Origin of the sequence: Psychrobacter proteolyticus (assembly GCF_003350005.1) — a bacterium.
In the GTDB taxonomy this organism is placed as follows: domain Bacteria; phylum Pseudomonadota; class Gammaproteobacteria; order Pseudomonadales; family Moraxellaceae; genus Psychrobacter; species Psychrobacter proteolyticus.
Genome location: NZ_QLKS01000003.1, coordinates 71,396 through 95,491 on the forward strand (window position 1 = coordinate 71,396; position 24,096 = coordinate 95,491).

The window sequence follows — 24,096 nt, forward strand, 5'->3', positions numbered from 1 at the left end:
TATCGACATCTCTATTTTCAATCATATTTTGAGTACTATCTTCATTATTTGATGGCACATCAGTGTGATTGCTCATAAGTTAATCCTATAGGGTTTGTGTCTAGCCCAACTGTCTTTGATACTAAGTTTATTCAGTCACCATTAAAAAAGGGCTAGAGACATTTAAAGTTTTAAAATAAATAATATGTGAGGTAGTTTTAATGTATGCTTTGTAAGCTATAAACCAATCTAAGCTAATACTCTGCATCTAAAAATGCATTAATAGACATCGGCTATACACGTTTTTTGGCAGATCCTGGCAATTTATGTAATTGGTTAATCATAAGCTCTGCTGCTTTCTGTTCAGCAATACGGCGGCTCTCACCAGATTCAGTAATATCAGGGCAGTTATTGATATTAACATGGCAACGTACAACGAAAATTTGATGCGGTGCATTACCACGCGTTTCCATGAGCTCGTAGTTAGGCAAGTCAAACTGTTTAGATTGTAACCACTCTTGCAGCCGACTCTTAGCATCCTTCAACGCTTTTTGGTCATTAACGTTGTCAATCAAATCACCATACCAAGAGAGAACACATTTACGAGTAATATCCATATCTTGACTGTCTAAATAGATAGCACCAATCAGAGACTCTACGGCATCCGCCAGTATAGAAGCACGATTGCGACCACCACCTTTGCGCTCACCTACTCCTAATATAAGATGGTTAGAAAGCTCTAGGTTTTGAGCGATGATAACCAACGACTCTTGGCGCACCAGTGTTGCACGCATACGCGTTAAGCGCCCTTCGTTTTGACTAGGATAACGATGATATAAAGCTTCACCCACAATCATGCCCAAAAGCGCATCACCTAAAAACTCTAGACGCTCATAATTTTTTTTGCTATCAAATGAGCGGTGCGTCAATGCAAGTTTAGGAAGGCTCAAATCATTAAACACATAGCCTAACTTGCGCGTTAAGACTGCTAACCGCTGAGTAAATTCTGAGCTAACAAAAAGCGTGTCGACAGACGTGCTATTTTTTTTAGGAGTAAGAACCGCTTGGGAATGTTGCGAAGTTGGTTTCATGCGTGGCTTGTGGTTATCCCTTCTGTTTTACAGATTTAGTTTAATAAAAGTATATATTGGATTTTGTTGAGGACACTAAAGCGCTGTCCCATATTATGATTATTTATTCTGCGGTAACCATATCAACGTCCCCTTCGAAACGATTCACGATATCGACATTGCTAAAGAACGTATTAGTTACTGCATATTCTTTATGAATGGCCAATTGGCCCGTTTTTTTATTGGTAAAAGTGAATACATCTTCTGCATTGGTGTCATAGTCAGCATTGATAGATAGCTGTTTATTGACACGTTCAACGAATTGCTTGGCTGTCTCGTTATTGTCATTGGCTACTTTAAGCTCTGCACTCAAGAGCTTAGTTAGTTGATAGTCACCAATTTGAGCAGGTACAATGGCCACCATCAGTTTAACCGCGATACCCAACATCATAATAATGAGAACGATGTTTGTCACACTAGCACCGCGCTGCGTGGCAAGACCAGATAACTGCTGCATTATGGAAATCCTCGATTGATAGATGACTATTTTTGATAGCGTTCTGTACCTATAGATTAGATAGTAGAACGCGATTTATTGAATAGTAACGATATTAGCATAGAACCATTATCGATAAATCAATCAATAGCGAATCTTGAGTGCTTAATTGATAGTTCCATTGCGTTCAAAGGTTGGCAAGTTAAGACCAGGTGGTTTATGCATCCAAATATAGACCGCTTTACCCGCTAGATTCTCATCAGGAACGAAGCCCCAAAACCGACCATCAGCACTACGGTCACGGTTATCACCCATGACAAAATAATGACCTTCTGGGACATTAATACGCCATTCTGTCCCTTCTGAGCTAACCACTTCTGGTGACTGCTGCTGTAGAAATGGTGCGTACTGAGCACTGTTCATACCAGTCAAGTAGCGAACAAGATGCTTGTTCTCACCTGGTGTTTCCTCAAAGTACTGCGCCTCACCTTCTTCTTGCTGACCCATTGCAGCTGCACTTTCTTCGGTCAGCTCTTGTCCTGGAGCAATTTGTCCCGGCAGATAAAGCTGTGAAGTCAACTCAGCACTTGCCGAAAAATCTACTGACTGAGTATCAATCGGAATATCATTAATCGCAAGTACACCTTGATCGTAGCTGACAGTATCACCAGGCAGACCGATGACACGCTTAATATAATAAATACTAGGATTTTCAGGGTAGCGAAATACAGCGACATCACCATGCTCAGGAGAGCCTGTATCTAATATTTTATTATAAGTCAGCGGTAGTCTTACGCCATAAGAATACTTGTTTACAGCAATAAAATCGCCCGTATATAGCGTCGGTACCATAGAAGATGATGGAATGTTGAAAGGCTCAATCAAGAATGAGCGCACAATCAATACCACTGCTAATACAGGGAAAAAGTCATAAGCCCAGCGTACTAGTAAGCCTTCTTGACCACGTCCACGAGTTTTACGCTGTTTGAGCGCCAATTTGTCTAATAGCCAAACTATACCCAAGACTACGGTTAACGGCACTAAAATTAAATTGAAATCAAAATCCATACTAGTTTGCCTATTAACGAGCTGCTGCTTTAACGGTTGCTATTTATCAATTAATTGTATTAATCATTGTCAGTTTTACACTAACAATAATTATTCACGACTTACTCCACTTGTAATACAGCTAAGAAGGCTTCTTGTGGAATTTCCACATTACCCACTTGCTTCATACGTTTTTTACCAGCTTTCTGTTTAGATAGTAGCTTTTTCTTACGCGAAACATCGCCACCATAACATTTGGCTAGTACGTCTTTACGCATGGCTTTCACCGTGCTACGACCGATGATTTGGCTACCAATAGCGGCTTGAATAGCTACATCAAACATCTGACGAGGAATCAACTCTTTCATCTTAGTAACCAATGCATTACCACGATAACGTGACTGAGTTTCGTGCACAATCATTGCTAATGCATCTACTTTATCACCGTTAATTAGCACATCTACTCTGACCAACTTATCGACTTGATAACGCTCAAAGTTATAATCTAAAGAAGCAAAACCTCGTGAGACCGACTTTAGGCGATCAAAGAAATCCATGACAACTTCGCCCATCGGAATATCAAATATCAGTTGTACTTGTCGACCCATAAAGCGCATATCAACCTGAACACCGCGACGCTCAATACACAAGGTCATGACGTTACCCAAGTACTCTTGTGGTACTAGAATCTGACAGCGCGCTATTGGCTCACGAAACTCTTCAATATTGTTCGGCTCAGGTAAATGTGACGGGTTATCTACGTAGACAATGTCACCGTTCTTTTTCTCAATTTCATAAATTACTGAAGGCGCTGTGGTGATCAAATCCAAATCATATTCGCGCTCTAAGCGCTCTTGGATAATCTCCATATGCAGCATACCTAAGAAGCCACAGCGGAAACCAAAGCCTAATGCATCAGAGGTGTCAGGCTCAAAAAATAGCGAAGCATCATTAATTTGCAGTTTTTGTAAAGCTTCACGGAATTTTTCGAAATCTGTAGACTCCACTGGGAACATGCCAGCATAGACTTGTGGTGTGACTTGTTTAAAGCCTGGAATACGATCCACATCAGGGGTCTTAGCATGAGTGATAGTGTCGCCTACTGGCGCTCCAGCAATATCCTTAATACCCGCAATAACAAAGCCAACTTCCCCTGCTTCTAAAACACCCGTATCTACAGGCTTAGGCGTAAAGACACCAATCGAGCCGACTAGATGCGCTTCTTGAGTTGATTTGATATATAACTTGTCACCTTTACGTATAGTACCTTCACGCACCCGTACTAAAGAGACTACGCCTAAATAGTTATCGAACCAAGAGTCAATAATTAGTGCTTGCAGTGGCGCTTCACGATCACCAGTTGGTGCAGGAATAAATTCGACCAACGCTTCTAATAGCTTGTCGACACCCAGACCAGATTTGGCTGATACTCGCGGTGCATCAACCGCGTCAATCCCGATGATATCTTCGATTTCTTGAATGACGCGCTCAGGCTCAACTTGTGGCAAATCAATTTTATTCAGTACAGCCATGACTTCTAGGCCTTGATCAACTGCCGTATAGCAGTTGGCTACTGATTGCGCTTCTACGCCTTGCGCGGCATCAACGACCAACAGCGCACCTTCGCACGCCGCTAATGAACGCGACACTTCATATGAGAAATCAACGTGTCCTGGTGTATCGATAAAATTGAGCTGATAACGCTCGCCATTAGGGTGATCGTAGAATAAGGTTACGGACTGCGCCTTAATAGTGATACCGCGCTCACGCTCAATATCCATGGAGTCAAGTACTTGCGCCTGCATCTCGCGATCTTGCAAGGCACCGCACATCTGAATAAAACGATCAGCAAGGGTCGACTTGCCATGATCAATGTGGGCAATGATTGAAAAGTTACGAATATTGGCTAATGCAGTCACAAAGCGCCTACTAAATTAAAGGTGATAGAATAATAAAACTAAAAAATAGATGCCGTTTATCGCAATCAATAAAGTATTGTTATAGTGTTCTAAATGGCTGATCAAAAATAACCGCTCTGGCTCAAACCATCGTTTGAAATATATAACTAAGCACACTAATACTATTGCGTAGACATAAAAGAGTATTCTAGCAGTTTTCCACTGCAAAGTAAGGCGATTTTGTTAGAAGAGATGTGACTTAAAGATAAAATACAGACAGTTTGCTACTTATAGAGGAGGTTTAAGATAACAATGATTCATAGGAATTTTTGAGCATACCATTTATCCGAAGCAAAAAAAAACCAATCTCGATAGATTGGTTTTTTAGTATTGCTATATATGGTGGCGATGAAGAGACTTGAACTCTTGACCTCACGATTATGAGTCATGCGCTCTAACCAGCTGAGCTACATCGCCGTTTTAGGCTGCACATTATGCCCAAGCTGTTGACTGCAGTCAACCCCTAATAAGCATTTTTTGCAAAAAAACGAATTTAATTCAGATTAATTGCAACTATTACTATAACAAACAATAAAAAAGGTTTGGTAAACCGATAAGCCGGGTTCTGTCGTGGACGATCATTCCTCTAGGCGTATCATCGCTAATACGCTCAAGCAACCTACCCGCATCGAACGCGGGCCGCGCCATGCCGATGCCTATTTGGTCTTGCTACGCGTGGAGTTTACCATGCCGTGAACTGTTGCCAGCCACGCGGTGCGCTCTTACCGCACCCTTTCACCCTTACCGATAATACCCTAAGATACTAAAGGCGGTCTACTCTCTGCTGCACTGGTCGTCAAGTTACCCTGCCCAGCCGTTAGCTGGCACGCTGCCCTATGTAGCCCGGACTTTCCTCCCCTGCTCATCTGTTGCCAGTGTGCAGCGGCGATCGCCTAGTCTACCAAGCGCGCTAGTATAGCAAACTTATGACAGTCTGCGAATGTCTTTCGGATTTATTTTTGTGGACAACATAAATAGGCTAAACAAAATTTTCTGGCAGTGTTTCAATATTACCGACCACTTTATCCTTCAGATACGGTATCTGCAGCCAATGCGCTTCGGAATAATGATTGTCCAAATATTTTCGTAGAAACTCAATAGTACTATTTGCGATTTCAGTATCCGTTTGCTCAGCATCATCATGAATATGATTATAAATGACACTATGTACTATTAATCCGCGCGACTTTATAGCTTCTAAACTCAGCAAAGTGTGATTGATGCTGCCCAATCGACCAGAGGTGACCAAGACAATAGGATAGCCTTGCTCGGCAATATAATCTAATATCAGTAGATTCTCTGTGATCGGTACAAGTAAGCCACCTGCACCTTCTAGTAGTACCAGCTCATACTCAGATTGCAGTCGCTTAGTAGCATTGGTAATCATATCAGGATCAAGTGTTTCCCCTGATAATTTAGTAGCCAAATGAGGAGACGCAGGCTTTTTATAACGATGAGCACAAGTCGTAAAATCGAGGTCACATGGCTGCAGAGGAATATCCATTAATTGACGATGCGTAATGATATCATCAGCGATATTCATCTCACCATTATCTGGATTTATCGATACGCCCGTTTGTACTAGCTTTTGAGTGATGACATTTAAGCCTTGCTGCATAAGGGCCTTAGCAAGCAGCCCAGTAGCATAAGTTTTACCGATATCGGTATCGATACCAGAAACAAATAAAACACTCATGGTTGACCTCGGTCTTCTAAATACGTACGCACTACTTTTAGCAACGCTTGGCATAAGATAGCCAGTTCATCATCAGTAATCACGTAGGGTGGCATAATATACACCAGCTTACCAAATGGTCTGACCCAGATACCGTTATCAATCAATAAAGATTGAAAAATGGGCATATCGACCGCCTCATGTAGTTCGACCACGGCGACTGCACCCAAACAACGTACCTCGGCAACACCGTCTAATAACGCGGCTGGTACTAGCTGTTGCTCCATAATGCGTTGCATATTTGCGGTACGCGTTTCAATATCATAAGACGTAATCAAATCAATCGATGCGCATGCAACTGCACAGGCCAGTGGATTACCCATAAAGGTTGGGCCATGCATCAGCGCTGGATAGTCACTATTATGAATGGTATCGGCAATTTTGCGGGTACATAGCGTGGCGGCAAAAGTCATATAGCCACCCGTCAAAGCCTTGCCAATGGTCATGATATCAGGGCTAATAGCCGCATGTTCACATGCAAACAGTTTACCACTACGCCCAAACCCAGTGGCGATTTCATCCGCAATCAATAGTACATCATGCTCATCGCACAGTTGACGCAGCAATTGCAGATATTCAGGACTATAAAAACGCATCCCGCCTGCACCCTGAATAATTGGCTCAATAATAAAACCCGCCAGCTGCTCACCATACTCTACAAAAAACTGAGCTAATGATTCACGCTCATCTACTGTCAAGGCGCGATCAAAGCCAAGTGGCGGCGCAGGAACAAAATGCTGCATCGGTAATTGCTTGCCATATAGGCTATGCATGCCATTGACCGGATCACAGACACTCATGGCATGCCACGTGTCTCCGTAATACCCTGAATGGGTTGATGCAAACTGTTGCTTGGTTGGATGCTTGGCGGCCACTTGATATTGCAGCGCCATTTTTAGTGCCACTTCTACCGCAATGCTGCCACTATCTGCATAAAAAATAGCGTCTAAACCAGTAGGCACAATGTCGAGCAATTTTTTGCCTAAGTCTATCGCTGGCTGATGGGTCAAACCACCAAACATGACATGCGCCATTTTACCCAATTGCTTAATAAGCGCTTCATTCAGTTTTGGATGATTATAGCCATGCACGCTCGCCCACCATGACGACATGCCATCGATCAAGCGCGTGCCATCTTCGGTGATGATATAAATACCCTCAGCTCGATCGATTACAATATTAGAATAAGTGGGTGGCAGGCTAGCATATGGGTGCCAAAGATGTTGCTGATCGAAGTCATTTACGACTTGGATGGATTGCGTGGTTGTTGTTTGCGTGGTTACTTTTTCCATAGTCATCGTGTTGTCCCTAAAACGTTGTAAATCCAAACGTCATCAATCGCTTATAAGTACTCTATTGACCCGTAATACGTTTGTACTTAGATAGCAGGTCGCTTTCAGTCTCGACATGATTGGGATCGTGAGGAATACAGTCGACTGGACAAATCACAACGCATTGTGGCTCGTCAAAATGTCCGACACATTCTGTACATAGATCAGGGTCGATGACATAAATATCATCCCCTTCTGAGATGGCTTCATTGGGGCAAGCAGGCTCGCACACATCACAGTTGATGCACTCATCAGTGATTAATAGTGCCATGAACTGTTCCTTATATTTTTGCTCGTATTAGGGCTTGTCCCTAATTCAAACGTTTATCACTAAATGGGCTAAAAATGGCTAAATCTTTGACAAACGGCGTCAAATAACTGGTCAATATCTCGATATTGTCTGCACTATTTTTCTTGTTTGCCTGCGATTTATCTAATTTTTATCACTATTTTTAAAATAGGGACATGCCCTATTCCTATATGGCTGCTCCTTGCTATTTTAGCAAGTGCTAGCAGCATATCTTTAATACAGCATCTTTTATTTAATATTTAACTTTTTGTCAAATGCTTGCAAAACACAGGGTGGAACGAATTTATTGACGTCACCGCCAAGCTTAGCAATTTCGCGAATCATGGTAGATGAGATAAAGGAGTAATTTTGAGATGGGGTCAAAAACACTGCCTCAAAGTTTTCATCAAGCTCACGATTCATATTGGCTAGCTGAAACTCGTACTCAAAATCTGACATTGCACGCAAGCCACGCAAAACTGCCGTAGCGTTTTTTTCACGCATAAAGTCAACAAGCAGCCCCTCAAAACCAATCACAGATACCTGCGGTAAGTCTGCAAATACGGTTTCGACCAAAGCAACGCGCTCTTCAAAATTGAACAAGGGTTTTTTATGATGGCCTGAGGCAACCGCGATAACGACCTCATCAAATAGCTTGACGGCGCGTGTGACCAAATCTACATGACCGTTGGTAATCGGATCAAAGGTGCCAGGGTATAGAATTTTGGTGTGTAGCTTTGAGGAATTAGGAGAAATAGAGTGGCTCATAGCATGGCTGATATAATCGGTAATATTAGGCCATATGCTAGCAAATTTTGCTCAAACTTAATACTTATCTGCTACATTTGTCCTAACAGCTGATTTACCTTTTCATCAGAGGCTTTGATACAATAGGCAGTTCGACTCATCCATCTCATAATCGAAATAAAAAAAGAGACTATTTATTGGATTAGGATGAGGAATTATTGGGACTGATTAAATAAGGAGCCTGTGTTTTAGGTCATCCTTATGGAGAAATTATGTCAAAAAAATCAAAAAAGCCAGATAATCAGATTTGCGCCAATAAAAAGGCGCGTCATGAGTATTTTATCGAAGAAACCTTTGAGGCAGGACTGGCATTACAAGGTTGGGAAGTCAAAGCCATTCGCGCAGGAAAAATGACCATTACTGAAGCGTACGTCATATTTCGCAATAACGAAGCCTTCTTGTTCGGGGCGCACATTCAGCCATTACTATCGAGCTCAACGCACGTTAGTCCAGACAGTATTCGTACCCGTAAACTGCTGCTAAATCGTCGTGAGATCGAAAAACTATCTGGGGCAATCAACCAGAAAGGTTATGCTTGCGTACCGTTGTCTTGCTACTGGAAAAACTCACTGGTGAAATGCCAAATTGGCCTAGCCTTGGGTAAAAAGCAACATGATAAGCGTAAAACACTAAAAGATCGTGACTGGGAACGTGATAAGCAGCGCGGTTTCAAACAGCATTTAGATTAAGCATTATTTAATCTACGTTAAAAAGGACGGCTCAAGATTTACTGAGCCGTCCTTTTTTGTTGTCTACGATATCTATAAATATTATCGCCCAGCTTTAGCTACCAATAATAACTCATACAAGCATTTAGCAATCCATACTATTATGCAATTTGCTCTTCTAGAGACAATGCTGTCTTTCTACTAGCCTGACGTAATTGCCTAACACCATGAGCAATCAAACACCCAATACCTAACCAAATCAGACCATAGCTATAGATCATCGCTGACTCAAATGGGTTACCTAGTACGGTCACTGCCAAAATAAATAGCAACGCTGGCTCTAGATAGCTCATCATGCCATAGACATTGACTGGTAGCATTTGACTGGCATCAATATTGGTCTTCATCGCCAAGACACTAAGCACACCCAAACCTACTAGCATCATGATAAAGAAACCAGAGCCGCTAACCAATGCCAAACTGCTTGGGGCAAAGAAGAACAAGTAAGCCAGCGCAAAGGGCGCAAATATCGTTAAATCAACCAATAACCCAGTCACGGCACCGACTCCCTGCAGTCGGCGTAAAATGTAATAAACAGGATACGTACCGCATACCCATAGCGTCGCCCAAGAGACACTTTGGGTACGAATAACTTCGCTACCCACGCCTAATGCAGCAAAGGCTACTGCCAACCATTGCAAACGGCTTAGTTTTTCGCCAAAGAGGACACAACCAAACACCACCATCATTAATGGGAATAAGAAGTATCCCATCGCGGTTTGCACACCTTGGCCATTCACTGGCGCCCACATAAATAACCAAAATTGGCTAAGAAATATCGGCGTAGGTAATAGCAACCAAGCCCACTGCTTAGCGCCTTTTAACGCTTTTAGTTTATCGATGTGCAATCCCAGACGTCCACTTACTATTAAGTATCCGACCAACGCTGCCCACATCGCGAGCATGCGCCAGATAAAAACCTGCGTCCCTGACAGTGGCGCTAAGAAACTGCTATACGCATAGAGGACGCCAAACAGTACATTGGACAATATGGCAAAAGACACCCCTAGTATTAATGTGCGTTGTTGTGCGCTACCTGTCGTCCAAATCGCAGGTAGTGGCAAACGTGCAGCAGTCGTTGCTAGCGTATTAGCGAATACATTGGAGAGCATTGAGATAGACATGATAAGCACCGTAGCTATTAATAGATGGTAGAAAACCAATTGCTAGCTCTTTTTTTAAAGCAGCTCTGATTGGTACAGTCTATTTTACTAGGGTGCTTTAATATATTATCTCTATATAGATGTATTAATGAATAAAAATATCAAATATGTATCATATAAATGATTATTTTCTTATATTAGTATTTTTAGTGATAATATTTATAAAAATAGATAGAAAACTCTGCTATTAAGGATGTCCTGATATGAGCCATACTTTAGATAATATTGATAAAGCCATTTTGAACTTGCTGCAAGATGATGCGACATTACCGCTAAAAACTGTCGCAGAGCAAGTGCATGTATCTATCGCGACGGCGCAGCGGCGCATACAGGCGCTGATAGATAGTGATGTGATTACCAAACAAGTGGCCATCGTCAATCCTGACAAAGTGGGCTATGGCCTGACAGCAGTAGTGATGATAGAAATGGAGCGCTCTAACACTTCAATGCAACATCGATTTGAGCGCCTGATGGACGCGCAATCACGAATCATGAGCTGTTATGAAGTATCGGGCGATTTTGATTTCATGCTGATGGTCAATGCAAAGAATATGAGCGACTATCATCAGTTCACGCGCAGCTTACTGACTTACGAAAATAATGTGCGCAATTTCAAAAGCCAGTTTGTGATGAACTTTACTAAGAGTGGGACAAAAATCACGCTAGATTAATTACAATTAGTTAGTCACCGCTACACTTACCTATCATATGACAATGGATGATAAGTAGCTAAATTACATATAAACACTGTACGATATTCACCAGACATCCGAGAAGAAATAAAAACTCGATAGTTAATTTCGTAAGCCCATTTATTAGACAAGGAAGCCTAATCATGACTGACCACACAAATGCTACTCAGAAGAATATGCAATCGTCATTAAAACCGTTAAACCCATTAAATTCAAAAAAGGTAATAGCAGGTGCTCTGTTTGCTACGGTACTAGCCAGCTCAGGCTGTGCGACCAGCTCATTGTTAGACAATAGCGGGCATGTCACCACGAACACAACAAAGCAGATACTGTCTGAAGATCAAATTGTTGCCTTTGGTCGTCCTGCTCAGGCGTTACCAAAAATGCCAAACGCGTCAATGGTTATCGTAGGAGAGAAGAACAGCTACGTTCTCACCCAAGGTGGAACAGAAATGGTGAATTTACTGAGTAATCTCACGCAAGAAAACATTCAAGTGGATAACGACATGAGCTTTCATGTACCCAATAATGATGGGTACTTTCAAGGTGAGATGAAACTGTCTTATGCCAAATTAAAAGATGAGTTTGGGCGCTCAGACTATCAGTTCTTTTTGCAAAATAATGGTAAAGAGTGCACCTCAGCGAGCGATCAACGTATCAATGCTCAGCGCTTTTGTTTTAGCGTTCCTGTCAAAGGCGCTATCTATCCGCAAGTTAGTAACTTAGGGTTAATTCAGTCAAACTATCGCGCACTGACCAAGCCATATACGGTGAGCTTTTATACACAGACTCAGCAAGATGTCGTCACTCGTAGCGGTCCAAATGACGCACAAAAGCTAGTATTGCTACCCTTTGCCCTCGCCTTTGACGTAATTACTTTCCCACTTCAGTTATTAGATTAGATCGTTAAACTACTAGACCGCTCATCGTCTAGTATCAAGGTACACCATGAAAGCTACGTTATAAAAGCCCCTTTATATAAGGCACGTTATCGAAAGGTTTTCCACAATCAATCGTAACGTGCCGACTCAACATTTTAGAATAACTTTTCGACCAGTATTTTCGGATAGTTTTGTTTCGCTTTCTCTGCTGCTCGAAACATCATCTCATCTGCTTCGACAGGACCTGCAACATCGCATAAACATACATAAGCCAACTGCATCAAATTATTTAACAGGTGCTCATTATCAGGTACAGACGGGCGATTGCCTTCTAAAAACTGACTGATGTTAAGACTATGCCCTTTGAAGGTGCGCTCTTGCGAAACAGTTTGGTGCATGGTCAGAAATAGGTTGCGACTTTCTGTTTCTGATAGCTGACTGCGCAGTGCTTCTATGACGGTATAAAATGCCAGAACCAACTCAGAGACAGGGACTGGCGCTTTGATTGCTTTATTATGACCATTATGGCTATTGTGACTATCAGACTCGACAGTCTGCTGACTGTCCGCTTGCAACGTAGCCCAAAAGCCTTTCCTAATATCAGACTTATAAGCTTGCAGCTCAGGATAGCGCCTTGTCACATCCAAGACGCACTGTTGCATCATTTTTACAGAGACAGTCGAGTATCGCTGCCACTGTGATTTAAGCAGTCGCACCTCTTCAGGATGTAGATAGTCGGCAAGTACTTCTGCCATCGCAGTCACAGCTTGGTCTACGGATTGAGTATCAATGTTCATCAGCTCTCTCCTATAAATGCCGCTCAGTTAAACTCTTGGAATCAAACATCTGTTTCTGAAATTCAGGATAACCAAGCTCTGCATGCTCGGTATAATCAAGGCCGCGTTGCTCATGTAAACGGCTTGCTTTTAACCCAAAGCTTAGATCGATAAGCTTATACATCACCAAACCCAGTCCCAGTCCCCAGCCTAACGCTACACCGACGCCCAGCGCTTGTACGCCAAGCCGTGATAAGTTAAATACATCTCCTGTATAAAACAATCCTGCGGCGAGCGTACCCCATGCCCCGCCAAAGCCATGTACTGCCACTGCCGAGACCACATCGTCTACTTTGAATTTTAATAATGCTTGCGATGATAAGATATACACCACTGAAGCGACCGCACCGATAATAATGGCAAATACAGGCGTTGTGGTCGCACAACCTGCAGTAATCGATACCAGACCAATCAAACTGGCATTGACACTATCGCTCAGCAAAATGGCTTTGTTAAGCGATCGTGAAATAAGCATATAGCTCACCACCGCACTCACTGCAGCGACAAAAGTATTGACTGCGATTAAACCAATATTGCCGGTGATAGATAACGTCGATCCCGCATTGAACCCGAACCAACCAAACCATAAGATAAATCCACCAAGCGCCAGTAACGTCATGTTATGCCCTGCGATGAGTCTTGGCGTGCCATCAGGGGCAAAGCGGCCTAGTCTTGGGCCAATGACCAAGATGCCTGCCAATGCCAACCAGCCACCGATAGAATGCACGACGGTAGACCCAGCAAAATCAATAAAACCAAGCTCAGCTAGCCAGCCCGTCCCGCCGAAGTAACCACCCCATACCCAACTGGCAAACACAGGATAAATGAACAAACAAATCAAACATGCCGCCACTGCATAACCGATAAAGGAAACGCGCTCTGCCATTGCACCACTAGCAATCGTCACCGCTGTCGCTGCAAACATCATCTGAAAGAACATCAGTGCCCAGTCCATATTAGACAACGTGACTGGCATAAAGTGATCCGTGCCGACAAACCCTGAATTATTGGTACCCATCATTAGCCCAAAACCAACTAAGTAGAACGCCAGACCACCGATACACATATCGGTATAGTTTTTCATCATCACGTTTACCGCATTTTTCGCTCGTACTGATCCGCTCTCCAGTAGTGCAAAACCTGCCTGCATAAAGAACACCAATACCCCGCCCCAGATAATCCAGGCGATATTTTGATATTCGAGCAGCTGTGCCACGGTCAATGTGTCGGTCCCAGCGGCTTGGGCGCTACCCATCATTGCAAACGATAATGTACTTAGCACCAGCCTATTGTTTAGCGATAATTTTAATAGTTTTGATAATGTCTTTATCGTGTCCAGTCCAACAGATGATGTTCTCATTTTATCTCCAAACACTTATCTATCCGTTCAAATTTTATCGGTGCACTATTTTTACTCATTAATGCACACAAATAAGCCCTAAAAGGGGTGGAGCAAAACCTGTGCCAAAACCTATTATTAGAAATTGAAGGAAGTGTTAAATATAAGAAAACAAATGACCAGTATCAGCCAAATAAGTATTTTGATAAAAATGCTTGAGAGGATGTGGCTATAAATTGAACTAGGGTAGAGAATCATTGTTGGAAGTAAGTTTGATTGAACTAATAATGTGACTGTTCTGTCTAGACTGTTTTTGCCATTATTTTGCTGTGCGGATAGCTTACTTTGCATGAGCAGTTTATCTCACGCTATCAATAACTTATCGGCAATCGTCCCTAATAGAATAGGTCGCATAGTGAAGGCGATTCATGTTAAAATGAGCGCTTTTAAATTCGCCTTTATTATCATTGGGTAATAAGGGCTGTATTTTTAGTGCCATTTTTCTAATTAACAGGTCCGCCCATGTCTGCCGATACCATCGCCCGCACTGCCTTTAAACAAGGCACCAAGCCACTTTATGATTATGACAAACACTGGGCGAGCTGCTACGAGCCGGCGCCTTATCTACCGATGAGCCGCAAAGAAATGGACGATTTGGGCTGGGATGCTTGTGACGTTATCATCATCTCAGGTGATGCCTATGTTGATCATCCAAGCTTTGGTATGGCCATCATCGGTCGCCTATTAGAGTCGCAAGGTTTCCGTGTTGGTATCATCGCTCAGCCAGATTGGAAGAGCAAAGACGCCTTTATGGAATTGGGCAAACCTGTCTATGCGTACGGCGTGACCGCGGGCAACATGGACAGCATGATCAACCGCTATACGGCAGATCGCAAAATCCGTAGCGATGATGCTTACTCTCCAGGCAACGTGGCAAACAAACGCCCTGACCGCGCGGCTATCGTCTATAGCCAACGCTGCCGTGAAGCCTATCCTGATGTGCCTATTATCTTGGGCGGCATCGAAGGTAGTCTACGCCGTATCGCTCATTATGACTATTGGTCAGACAAAGTGCGCCGTAGTATCTTGCTGGATGCGCGTGCTGATGTCTTATTATATGGTAATGCTGAGCGTGCGATCGTCGATGTGGTACATGGTCTGTCTAAGGGCTATAGCTTTGAGCAGATGAGCAAATTGCGTGGTACGGCTTACTTATTGACCCCGACTCGTCGCCATTGGCAAGAAGATATGACTGAGGTTGCGAGTAATGATGTCGATACCGTTGGCCGTGTCGATCCAATTATCAACCCTTATGTAATGACCGAGGACGTTGATAGCTGTTCAATTGAGCAGAGCAAACCATCAGACTCGCCTGTTGGCCAAGCCATGCCTTCATCTATGTCATCGCAATATCAGGGCTTCGTCGCTGAACCAGTTGCCAATAAAGTCATCAACGCTGAGCAAGTCGATGAAGAGACGCAAGTGGTGCAAATGCGCGGCTTTGATAAGCCAATGACGGCACGTAAGCATAAGCTAAAAATGCCACCACGTGAAAAGACGGTGATTCGTCTGCCTGACTACGAGCATGTCAAATCTGACCCTGTACTTTATGCTCATGCAAGTCGTATCCTGCATTTAGAGACCAATCCGGGTAACGCCCGTGCGCTCGTACAGCGTCATAGCAGCGGTGCTGGTAATTCGCATACCTCTATCGACGTTTGGCTCAATCCGCCACCAGTGCCACTCTCGACAGAAGAGATGGATTATGTGTTTGACTTGCCGTATGCGCGCCTGCCGCATCCAAGCTATGGCGATGCGCGCATCCCTGCTTATGACATGATTAAGTTTTCGGTCAATATCATGCGTGGCTGTTTTGGTGGTTGTACTTTCTGCTCGATCACTGAGCATGAAGGCCGTATTATCCAGAGCCGTTCAGAAGATTCAATCTTGCGCGAAGTAGAAGCAATTCGTGATACCGCACCGAACTTTACTGGTGTGATATCTGACCTTGGTGGCCCAACAGCCAACATGTACCGCCTCAGCTGTAAAGACGAAACGATTGAAAAGAACTGCCGTAAGCCGTCTTGTGTCTATCCGGACGTCTGTGAAAACCTGATTACCGATCACAGTAATTTGACCAAGCTATATCGCAAAGCGCGTGATATCAAAGGCGTGAAAAAAATCCTGATTGCTTCAGGCTTACGTTATGACTTGGCAGTAAAAGATCCTGAATATGTGAAAGAGTTGGTCAGTCATCACGTCGGTGGTTATCTCAAGATTGCGCCTGAGCATTCTGAAGAAGGCGTGCTATCGAAGATGATGAAACCGGGCATGGGCAGCTATGATCAGTTCAAAGCCATGTTTGAGCAATTCAGCCAAGAAGCAGGCAAAGAGCAATATCTGATTCCTTACTTCATCGCCGCCCATCCGGGTACCAAAGATGAAGATATGATGAACCTTGCGCTTTGGCTCAAAAGTAATGGCTACCGTGCTGACCAAGTACAGGCGTTTTATCCAAGTCCAATGGCGACCGCGACCACCATGTATCACACGCACAAAGATCCACTACATAAGGTCAGCCGTGATGAAGGTGACATGGATATCGTCAAGTCTGGCAAGCAGCGCAAACTGCATAAAGCATTCTTGCGCTATCATGATCCAAAAAACTGGGTATTACTACGTAAAGCCTTACAAGACATGGGTCGTAGTGACTTGATTGGTAAAAACCGTGGTTGTTTGATTCCACCATTTAACGCCAGTTTAGAAGGGCGTGATGCCGCGCAAGATACTTATCAGTCAGCGCGCAAAAAGAACAGCCGTGTTGGCAATGATTCAGTGAAGCGCAGTAATGGCTCGTCAAACAACAATGCGTCAGCTAAAGGTGCAGCGGGCAAAGGCATGGCGGGTAAAAAGAAAGTCAGCAAAGGTAATTTTCAGACTCAGCATACTGGTCTGCCACCACGTAAAACCAAGTAGTGTTCATAGCAATTAATGTTCATAGTATAAAAACGCATGCTCAATCTAGCGCATGTTAAGTGAAACAAAAAAGCGTCTATCAGCCACTCGTTGATAGGCGCTTTTTTACGCGCTAATTTTATAGACGTGCATTTCATAATTAACACTGTTTACTTTTCACCCTGTCGCAAATTGCAAGTTACATTAGACAGCGGTTGGGTAACGAAGCTAACAGGTAACGAACAATTTCTAACACTGAAATGGTTCGTTTTCGCTACTATAACCCTCATATGCTAAACGCATCATTAAGAACAAGTAAATGACATTAGTAAAAAGCTTTGGAGAGCACTATGAAAATGATAACTAAAATTGCGACTACCCTACCAGTCCTTGCCCTATTGAGCGCTTGTGCGACTACCGCACCAACTACCCCAGATGCAACTGATACGCCAGTTCCAGAAAAAGTAACCGCTGCCTATGATCGTATGGCGCCAGCACCATACGCCTGTACCGATGATAGCAAAATCATGGCAAAGCAATCTATTAATAAAGAACAAGTGATGCTCAACGTCACCTTGCCAAAAGTAAAATGGGCTGAGCAGCCGATCATCCTAAATGGTAAAGTGAAAGGCGAAGTTGCAAGCTATGTAAATGACTCAAACCCAGAAGTCGTCTATGCATGGCACATGAAAGGTGACAAAGGTATCTTTGCGATGAAGTGGGCTGACGGTAAAGAATACCAAGTAAACTGCCAAATCTAACCAGCTAGAGATACGCTCATATCGTAATAGACAAATAGTCGTAATAGACAAAAGCAGTCATCATATAGTGGCTGCTTTTTTATGCTTGTTCGTTTGATGTTTTTATAGAAATGGCTATAAAAGTCAGCATCAGATAGATAGTTGTATAGTCAGTTCAACATAATTTCGATACAAGGAAACCGAGTGCAAGTTATACATTAGTATGCTTAGCGAGGATGACGCTGTAGCGGATTTATATAGACTTGACTATATAGTTGATTCAATTTAAAAGTGGTACAAGGCAGCCGAGTGCAGATATAACTGTGATACTGCAAGCGAGGTTAACGTTGTCATTCTTTTATAGAGGATTAGACTATATCAAAAATTACCATCTAATGTATTTCGCTAGAGAAGCACAAAGAAAGCTGTCAAAATAGCAGGTAGAGCAAATCAATCATGACCAACAATCAAAAGGGTAACTCGATGGCGAAGCGTCTGATAAATATGATGGTAATTGCAACGGCAAGCATGTGGGCGCTGACAGGCTGCGATAACACCGCCGAATCTGTCGATGCCACTGAGCAAACTGCGGAGACAGGAGCAGATCCAACTGCATCGGCAGCTGATACCATCGACTGGTCACTGGTAGATAGCGATGCAAAGCCTGCTGACCCTACCAATTATAAATATCCGTTTGCCATCGATAGTCAAAACGTCCGAGACTATGCAGATTACTTCAAAGTGGACGCTGCGACCGCTCAGCATAATCTGACGGTAAGCATGGCAAGTAACGAAGCGCTATCGAAAGCATTAGATCAACTCAGCGAAACCTATGTCTCACACGAGCTAACCGATGGCAATGAGATGACGCTTATCATTCATACCACGCCTGATGTCGCTGCCAGTCGCTATGATTATGTGCTGTCTGATGACTTTGCTAAAGGACTGGTGCTGCCTATCGTGATACAGCCAGATGGTAAGAAAGGTGATGTGAAAGCGCATGGAGAGATAGCAGAATAAACAGGTTTTTCACTTAGCACGTGGCACCATATCATAGCGCTGATGGCATTACAGTCGTTATGATATAAATGCCCGAATCAGCATATAACCACCCATACCGAACATCATGACGTTTTCGGTTAAAGAGATCGCGCCCAGTGGCACATTACTATCGCCGCCGACGCAGGCGCATTTTAGCTCGCGCTTGTCGATATAGACCGCTTTTATAACAGACACTCCGCCAACTAAGCCAATGCTAAAAGCAACGATACCTGCAATCGGATTGAGCCAAGGTTGATCGGCAAGCATAGCAATACCTGCAAACGCTTCTAAAAACGGATAAACATAGGCATAGCGTACTACGCGGCGTGCCAATAAATCATAACCCAAAAATCCCGTGCTAAACCCTTCTAAATCCTCAAGCTTTTTAATCGCTAATACACACATAGACAACGCAACAAACCACATAAGCGCTTGTATCGACAAGACGCTGACGGCAAAGGCCCAGCATAACGCCAGCGTCATCAGCGCGGTAACAGCAAATATCGCAATGATGGGTGCGTAAGTGGTGTCGTCGTCTGTCTCGGGTTCATGATTGCCCAAAAAGACTTGCAGATCATCATTACCGCCAACGCGCTTGCCATCAATAAAGGTCTGCGGCGTGGTCTTGACCCCAAGCGTATCTTTGACCAATGTATTCTCATCTTGGGTCGTGATATGGCGATCAATGATGTCATAGCCTGCGTGCTTCAGCGCATCCAATGACTTGAGACCAAACGGACATAAATGGTCGGACATCACCATACGAAAGATGATGGCGGACTGCCCGCCTTCTTTGCCGATATGCTCGCCTTGTAGGGTATCGATGAGATGCCGTACTTGTTGGCTTTGGCTGTTGTCTATGGTGTCAGTATTAGATTTATTGTTAGTATTGTCTGCCATAACGCGCTCCTTACGTTTTGCTTATTCGCTGCTTGATAACAGTTTTTCTTATGACTGTGACTATTATCTTATAAGCATCGGTAAGGATGATCTGAATCAGTCTTGTTAACTTTGTTAGGTTTAATGATAAGTAACATTGGGTTTTGTGGGGATGGACTTTTGCTGCGTAGTGAGAAGCAAGCAAAATTTAGGTAAAGTAAAAAGCGTACACTGGAGTAGCACACGCTTTTTCTTAATAGCTAGTAGATAAACGGAAAGGATTGTTCGAGAGTTCAATTTTCACATTAGTATCGCACAGTAGCTTAGCTAAATAAGGTTGGTATTGCGTTGCTGCTGGTGCAATGTATATTTTGTCCAAATGCGCTTTTACCTCTGGCTCATATTCCACGTATAAGAATTTCCCAAATTCCATTCTTATATTCTCATTTTTCAAAGAGGTAATATATACAATACGACATTCTTGTTCTTCTTGGAAAGCTGAATGCTTAACAAGGTATTTAAGAGGTAATAAAATTTCATCAGCTATGCTATTTAGCTCATCTATAATTCTTGAATAATTAATATTTAATATTCGATATTGCTCATTTAAAGAATTAAAGTTCGTTTTTAATTTATCTAAACTTGTTATTACAACCTCCTTTTTACTATCTACGTATTTTGTATACTCTTCCCAGTGCTTTTGAGCTTCATTTTTATCCTCAAACTCATTATAAAAAGTAATTTTGTTTCTTTGAGCTAAATGTATATAATCATTTTTAGCATTTAAATACATACACCTAAATACATTCTGCTTATCTATATTATTATCGTCGGTTTTATCCGTTAATAAGTTAAAATTAACATCTTTCGTCTTTTCTATGTTAATAATATTTATTGGGTCATTTAGTAATTTTCTGTACTTACTATATATATTTCTATCTAAGAAAAAACTCTTATTAAATACTAAGCTAACACCCGAAGCTTCTTTATTATTTTCTTTTCCATATAATCTAAACTGATTAAGACTATCATGATTAAAAGTAAAGCAACTTAAAAAAGCATGGTAATCTACATCTAAATCAACATTTTTTTCAAAATTATCTTTTTTTTCTTTAAGGTAACTAGTTAATAAACTACCTTCACTAGGATCATTGACATTATATATAGTATTAAGTCTAAATAAATTTTTATTATTTTCGGGATTAGTTAATAAGACGTTAGCAACTACAGTACTAGTATAATGTGCAAGTTTTCTTTCATACTTATTTTCATGACTACAATCAACAATTAAATTATCCTGTATTATTAATACATGTCTTAAGGAGTCAAGAAAATATTTAGCGATTTTTTTAGTGTTCTCTTCAAGAAATAGCATACATATTTTTATCAAACAATAGTTTTCATAGGAGTAAGAAGCACCTAGTGAATTAAATAATTTCAAAGCTTCCTTATATTCCTCTTTATTAATAAGCTCACTCCCAAACTTAAACATAACATCTTCTACAGAGAGAAAACCTCCTTTTAGTACCACTTTACTTATGGGTTCAAACTCCTTATTTTCATATAATTTTATGAGCCTTTCGGAAGCCTTATAAACACTATTTACAATATCCTTCTCAATAAGCGCTAAATTTATTTGAGCAAGATAGTAACTTATCTTGTTATCAGTTTCTTTAATCTTACTTAAAGCTTCATATCCCAAACTATAGTCTTCATTAGAATAACTAGTACTAAAAATTTTTAATTGAGCTTCTGTAAATGCTTCACCGCCATCCTTCTCACGAGTAACCTTCTGCAATCCTTCAATCTCTTTGCGAGTTTCTTCGTCCAGACCTTCCATGTCATCAATATTCATAATCTACGCCCCAACCATCGTCAAAAACTCTTCCTCAGCTACAATTTTGACGCCGAGTTTTTCTGCTTTGGTCAGTTTAGATCCAGCCTTATCTCCTGCTAGTAGCGCTGTGGTTTTTGCCGAGATGCTACCTGATACTTTTGCACCCAGTGCTTGCAGTTTGGCTTTGGCTTCATCACGCGCCATGCTATCGAGCGCGCCTGTGATAACCCACGTTTGCCCATCGAGTGGTAGCCCTTCTGATGCGACCTGCTCGACCTTATCCCAATGAACGCCAGCTTCAAGCAATGAATTAATCACTTCGATATTATGCGGCGCACGAAAGAATTTATAGGTCAGCTCGGCAGTGATTTCCCCGACATCTGGGGTTTTTATCAAAGTCTCAATACTGGCCGACATTAGACTATCTAAATCACCAAATTGCTGAGCAAAGTTCTGTGCTGTGCCTTCACCAACACCGCGGATGCCAAGTGCATAGATAAAGCGAGCCAACGTCGTATGCTTGCTAGCTTCGATAGCGTTGATGATATTTTGTACCGATTTTTCACCCAGTTTCTCAAAGGTGACCATCTCATCCGCATGATTGTGCAACTGATAGATATCAGCGACGGTTTTGACCAGACCATGCTCAAAGAAGCTAATCAGCCAACTTGCACCAAGTCCATCGATATCCATCGCACGACGTGAGACAAAGTGTATTAGCGCCTCCGTCTGCTGCGCTGGGCAAAATAGTCCACCCGTACAGCGTGCCAATGCTTCATCTTCTGGCAGCACCACAGGAGAGTCGCAGACAGGACAAGTAGATGGTAGCGTGACTGGCTCGCTATCCGCTGGGCGCTGATCGTGCCAGACACGAGTGACTTTTGGGATGACATCGCCTGCCCGATGGACGCTGACCATATCGCCCGCCCGCACGTCTAAACGTTGAATCTCGCCAAAGTTATGCAAGGTGACATTGCTGACAGTGACGCCGCCAACTTTGACAGGTTCAAGCTTGCCGACTGGTGTGATTTGACCTGTACGGCCGACTTGCCACTCGATATCGTTTAGACGTGTCATCACCGTTTCGGCAGGGAATTTATAGGCCGTCGCCCAGCGTGGCTCGCGTGATAGGTAGCCAAGCTGCTGCTGTAACGCAAGGCTATTGACCTTGATGACCATGCCATCGATTTCAAAAGGCAAACTGGCACGGCTCTCAATCACTGACTCATAATAGGTCTGCGCGGCGCGTGGATTTGCCACTACTTCTACCGCGCTGACCGTAAATCCAAGCTCGGTAAGCCATGCCAACGCCCCTGACTGAGTGTCGATAGTATCTGGCAAACCTTGATTGACCGAATAGCCATAGAAAGCTAATGGACGACTGGCTGCTATCGCTGGATCTAGCTGACGTAAACTACCAGCGGCGGCATTGCGCGGATTAGCAAAGGTTTTGCCCTCGTTCTCTTCTGCCAATCGATTGAGACGCTCAAATCCTGCCTTTGGCATCAATACCTCACCACGTACTTCTAGCAACTCAATATCAGCAGCATCAGCTATCCATAGTGGCAAGTTACGAATGGTCTTAGCATTTTGAGTAATATCCTCGCCTGTCTGCCCATCACCGCGCGTAACCGCTTGGACAAACTTACCGTGCTCATACTTCAGTGAAACCGCCAGTCCATCAAGCTTTAGTTCCATCTCATACTCAGGGTTTTGCTGTGAGTCGCTGAGACGATCATTGACGCGGCGCATAAAATCGCGCAAATCATCATATTCAAAGACATTGCCTAACGACAACATCGGAATGTCGTGAGTGACTTGGGTAAAGGCCGATAGCGGCATATCGCCGACTTGATTAATTGGGCTATCTGGCTGCACCAAATCTGGATATTCTTCTTCAATCTCAAGCAACGAGCGACGTAATTGATCGTACTCGCTGTCTTCTAATATCGGATTATCGAGCACGTAATAGGCATAGTTATGCGTCTTAATCGCTTCAATAAGCGCACGCATTTTTGAGACAATCTCTGCACTATTATTGATACTACTGTCGGTCGAACTGGGTATATTAGATGTCGCAAGTGCTTGGCTTTCTACTTGAGCAGATAGATTTTTAGAATTATTTGATGAGGTAGAGTCAGTCATAGTCGGCGTCTTTTTCGCAATTCAAGATGTCGATATGATAACAAGTTTGTAGGAAGCTCGGTATAGTCAATCCTATATAAATCAGATACTATGTCAGGCTCGCTCAGTCTGCTATCTATGGTTAGCACTTTGCAGAAACTATAGCCCA

20 protein-coding genes, 1 tRNA gene and 1 other RNA gene are annotated in these 24,096 nt (G+C 42.8%); 6 read left to right on the forward strand and 16 right to left on the reverse strand.

Features of this window, described 5'->3' with window-relative positions:
- Window positions 1-272: 272 nt before the first annotated feature.
- The 10 genes from rnc to coaD all read right to left on the reverse strand — a co-directional run bounded on the left by rnc (window position 273) and on the right by coaD (window position 8,673).
- A complete protein-coding gene (rnc, locus tag DXK30_RS07485) occupies window positions 273-1,070 on the reverse strand; it encodes a ribonuclease III (RefSeq protein ID WP_114701181.1) in 798 nt (265 codons plus the stop codon).
- A 103-nt stretch (window positions 1,071-1,173) separates the two neighbouring features.
- Entirely contained in the window at window positions 1,174-1,566 is a 393-nt protein-coding gene (locus DXK30_RS07490; protein ID WP_227670706.1) for a DUF4845 domain-containing protein, read from the reverse strand.
- A gap of 144 nt (window positions 1,567-1,710) precedes the next feature.
- Window positions 1,711-2,613: a signal peptidase I gene (lepB, locus tag DXK30_RS07495; protein ID WP_114701183.1), complete on the reverse strand. Its 903-nt coding sequence runs from the start codon at window positions 2,611-2,613 to the stop codon at window positions 1,711-1,713.
- A 101-nt stretch (window positions 2,614-2,714) separates the two neighbouring features.
- Window positions 2,715-4,511, reverse strand: coding sequence for a translation elongation factor 4 (gene lepA / locus DXK30_RS07500; RefSeq protein ID WP_114701184.1), 1,797 nt, complete (start codon window positions 4,509-4,511; stop codon window positions 2,715-2,717).
- 379 nt (window positions 4,512-4,890) lie between these two features.
- Window positions 4,891-4,967, reverse strand: a tRNA-Met gene (locus DXK30_RS07505).
- Window positions 4,968-5,088: 121 nt separating this feature from the next.
- Window positions 5,089-5,455: RNase P RNA component class A (gene rnpB / locus DXK30_RS07510), an RNA gene on the reverse strand.
- A 74-nt stretch (window positions 5,456-5,529) separates the two neighbouring features.
- A complete protein-coding gene (gene bioD / locus DXK30_RS07515; RefSeq protein WP_114701185.1) occupies window positions 5,530-6,246 on the reverse strand; it encodes a dethiobiotin synthase in 717 nt (238 codons plus the stop codon).
- Entirely contained in the window at window positions 6,243-7,583 is a 1,341-nt protein-coding gene (bioA, locus tag DXK30_RS07520) for an adenosylmethionine--8-amino-7-oxononanoate transaminase (RefSeq protein ID WP_227670707.1), read from the reverse strand. Before bioA ends, bioD begins: the two co-directional genes overlap by 4 nt.
- Window positions 7,584-7,638: 55 nt before the next feature.
- The gene (locus DXK30_RS07525) at window positions 7,639-7,887 is read right to left on the reverse strand and encodes a YfhL family 4Fe-4S dicluster ferredoxin (protein ID WP_021814308.1); all 249 of its coding nucleotides are present in this window, start codon (window positions 7,885-7,887) and stop codon (window positions 7,639-7,641) included.
- Window positions 7,888-8,154: 267 nt separating this feature from the next.
- Window positions 8,155-8,673, reverse strand: a complete 519-nt coding sequence (gene coaD / locus DXK30_RS07530) for a pantetheine-phosphate adenylyltransferase (RefSeq protein WP_102078894.1) — start codon at window positions 8,671-8,673, stop codon at window positions 8,155-8,157.
- Between the two features lie 251 nt (window positions 8,674-8,924).
- On the opposite strand from coaD, the gene smpB reads away from it, so the two are divergent.
- A complete protein-coding gene (gene smpB / locus DXK30_RS07535; protein WP_057758370.1) occupies window positions 8,925-9,401 on the forward strand; it encodes an SsrA-binding protein SmpB in 477 nt (158 codons plus the stop codon).
- 140 nt (window positions 9,402-9,541) lie between these two features.
- Here smpB and rarD read toward each other — a convergent pair whose 3' ends face one another.
- The gene (rarD, locus tag DXK30_RS07540; RefSeq protein WP_240314094.1) at window positions 9,542-10,564 is read right to left on the reverse strand and encodes an EamA family transporter RarD; all 1,023 of its coding nucleotides are present in this window, start codon (window positions 10,562-10,564) and stop codon (window positions 9,542-9,544) included.
- Between the two features lie 242 nt (window positions 10,565-10,806).
- Between rarD and DXK30_RS07545 the strand changes: the two genes are divergently transcribed.
- Complete coding sequence (locus DXK30_RS07545; protein ID WP_114701186.1) at window positions 10,807-11,274, forward strand: Lrp/AsnC family transcriptional regulator; 468 nt, start codon at window positions 10,807-10,809, stop codon at window positions 11,272-11,274.
- A gap of 164 nt (window positions 11,275-11,438) precedes the next feature.
- Complete coding sequence (locus DXK30_RS07550) at window positions 11,439-12,197, forward strand: YidX family protein (RefSeq protein WP_114701187.1); 759 nt, start codon at window positions 11,439-11,441, stop codon at window positions 12,195-12,197.
- Window positions 12,198-12,331: 134 nt separating this feature from the next.
- Here DXK30_RS07550 and DXK30_RS07555 read toward each other — a convergent pair whose 3' ends face one another.
- A complete protein-coding gene (locus DXK30_RS07555; RefSeq protein WP_114701188.1) occupies window positions 12,332-12,973 on the reverse strand; it encodes a hypothetical protein in 642 nt (213 codons plus the stop codon).
- Window positions 12,974-12,983: 10 nt separating this feature from the next.
- Entirely contained in the window at window positions 12,984-14,270 is a 1,287-nt protein-coding gene (locus DXK30_RS07560; protein WP_114701189.1) for an ammonium transporter, read from the reverse strand.
- Window positions 14,271-14,873: 603 nt separating this feature from the next.
- On the opposite strand from DXK30_RS07560, the gene DXK30_RS07565 reads away from it, so the two are divergent.
- The 3 genes from DXK30_RS07565 (at window position 14,874) to DXK30_RS07575 (ending at window position 19,066) form a co-directional block, all read left to right on the forward strand.
- Window positions 14,874-17,327 (forward strand): YgiQ family radical SAM protein, encoded by a 2,454-nt coding sequence (locus tag DXK30_RS07565; RefSeq protein WP_114701190.1) that lies wholly within the window; start codon window positions 14,874-14,876, stop codon window positions 17,325-17,327.
- Between the two features lie 329 nt (window positions 17,328-17,656).
- Window positions 17,657-18,067, forward strand: coding sequence for a hypothetical protein (locus tag DXK30_RS07570; RefSeq protein ID WP_114701191.1), 411 nt, complete (start codon window positions 17,657-17,659; stop codon window positions 18,065-18,067).
- 435 nt (window positions 18,068-18,502) lie between these two features.
- On the forward strand, window positions 18,503-19,066 hold the full coding sequence (locus tag DXK30_RS07575) for a hypothetical protein (RefSeq protein ID WP_227670710.1): 564 nt from the start codon (window positions 18,503-18,505) through the stop codon (window positions 19,064-19,066).
- A gap of 57 nt (window positions 19,067-19,123) precedes the next feature.
- On the opposite strand, the gene DXK30_RS12720 is transcribed toward DXK30_RS07575, so the two are convergent.
- From DXK30_RS12720 to ligA, 3 genes are all read right to left on the reverse strand, one after another.
- Window positions 19,124-19,987 carry a MauE/DoxX family redox-associated membrane protein gene (locus DXK30_RS12720; RefSeq protein ID WP_162799520.1) on the reverse strand — a complete coding sequence of 288 codons (864 nt, stop codon included), beginning with the start codon at window positions 19,985-19,987 and terminating at the stop codon, window positions 19,124-19,126.
- A gap of 232 nt (window positions 19,988-20,219) precedes the next feature.
- On the reverse strand, window positions 20,220-21,821 hold the full coding sequence (locus DXK30_RS07580) for a type 1 periplasmic-binding domain-containing protein (RefSeq protein WP_114701192.1): 1,602 nt from the start codon (window positions 21,819-21,821) through the stop codon (window positions 20,220-20,222).
- Window positions 21,822-21,824: 3 nt separating this feature from the next.
- Window positions 21,825-23,816: an NAD-dependent DNA ligase LigA gene (ligA, locus tag DXK30_RS07585; RefSeq protein WP_390178035.1), complete on the reverse strand. Its 1,992-nt coding sequence runs from the start codon at window positions 23,814-23,816 to the stop codon at window positions 21,825-21,827.
- Window positions 23,817-24,096: the final 280 nt, after the last annotated feature.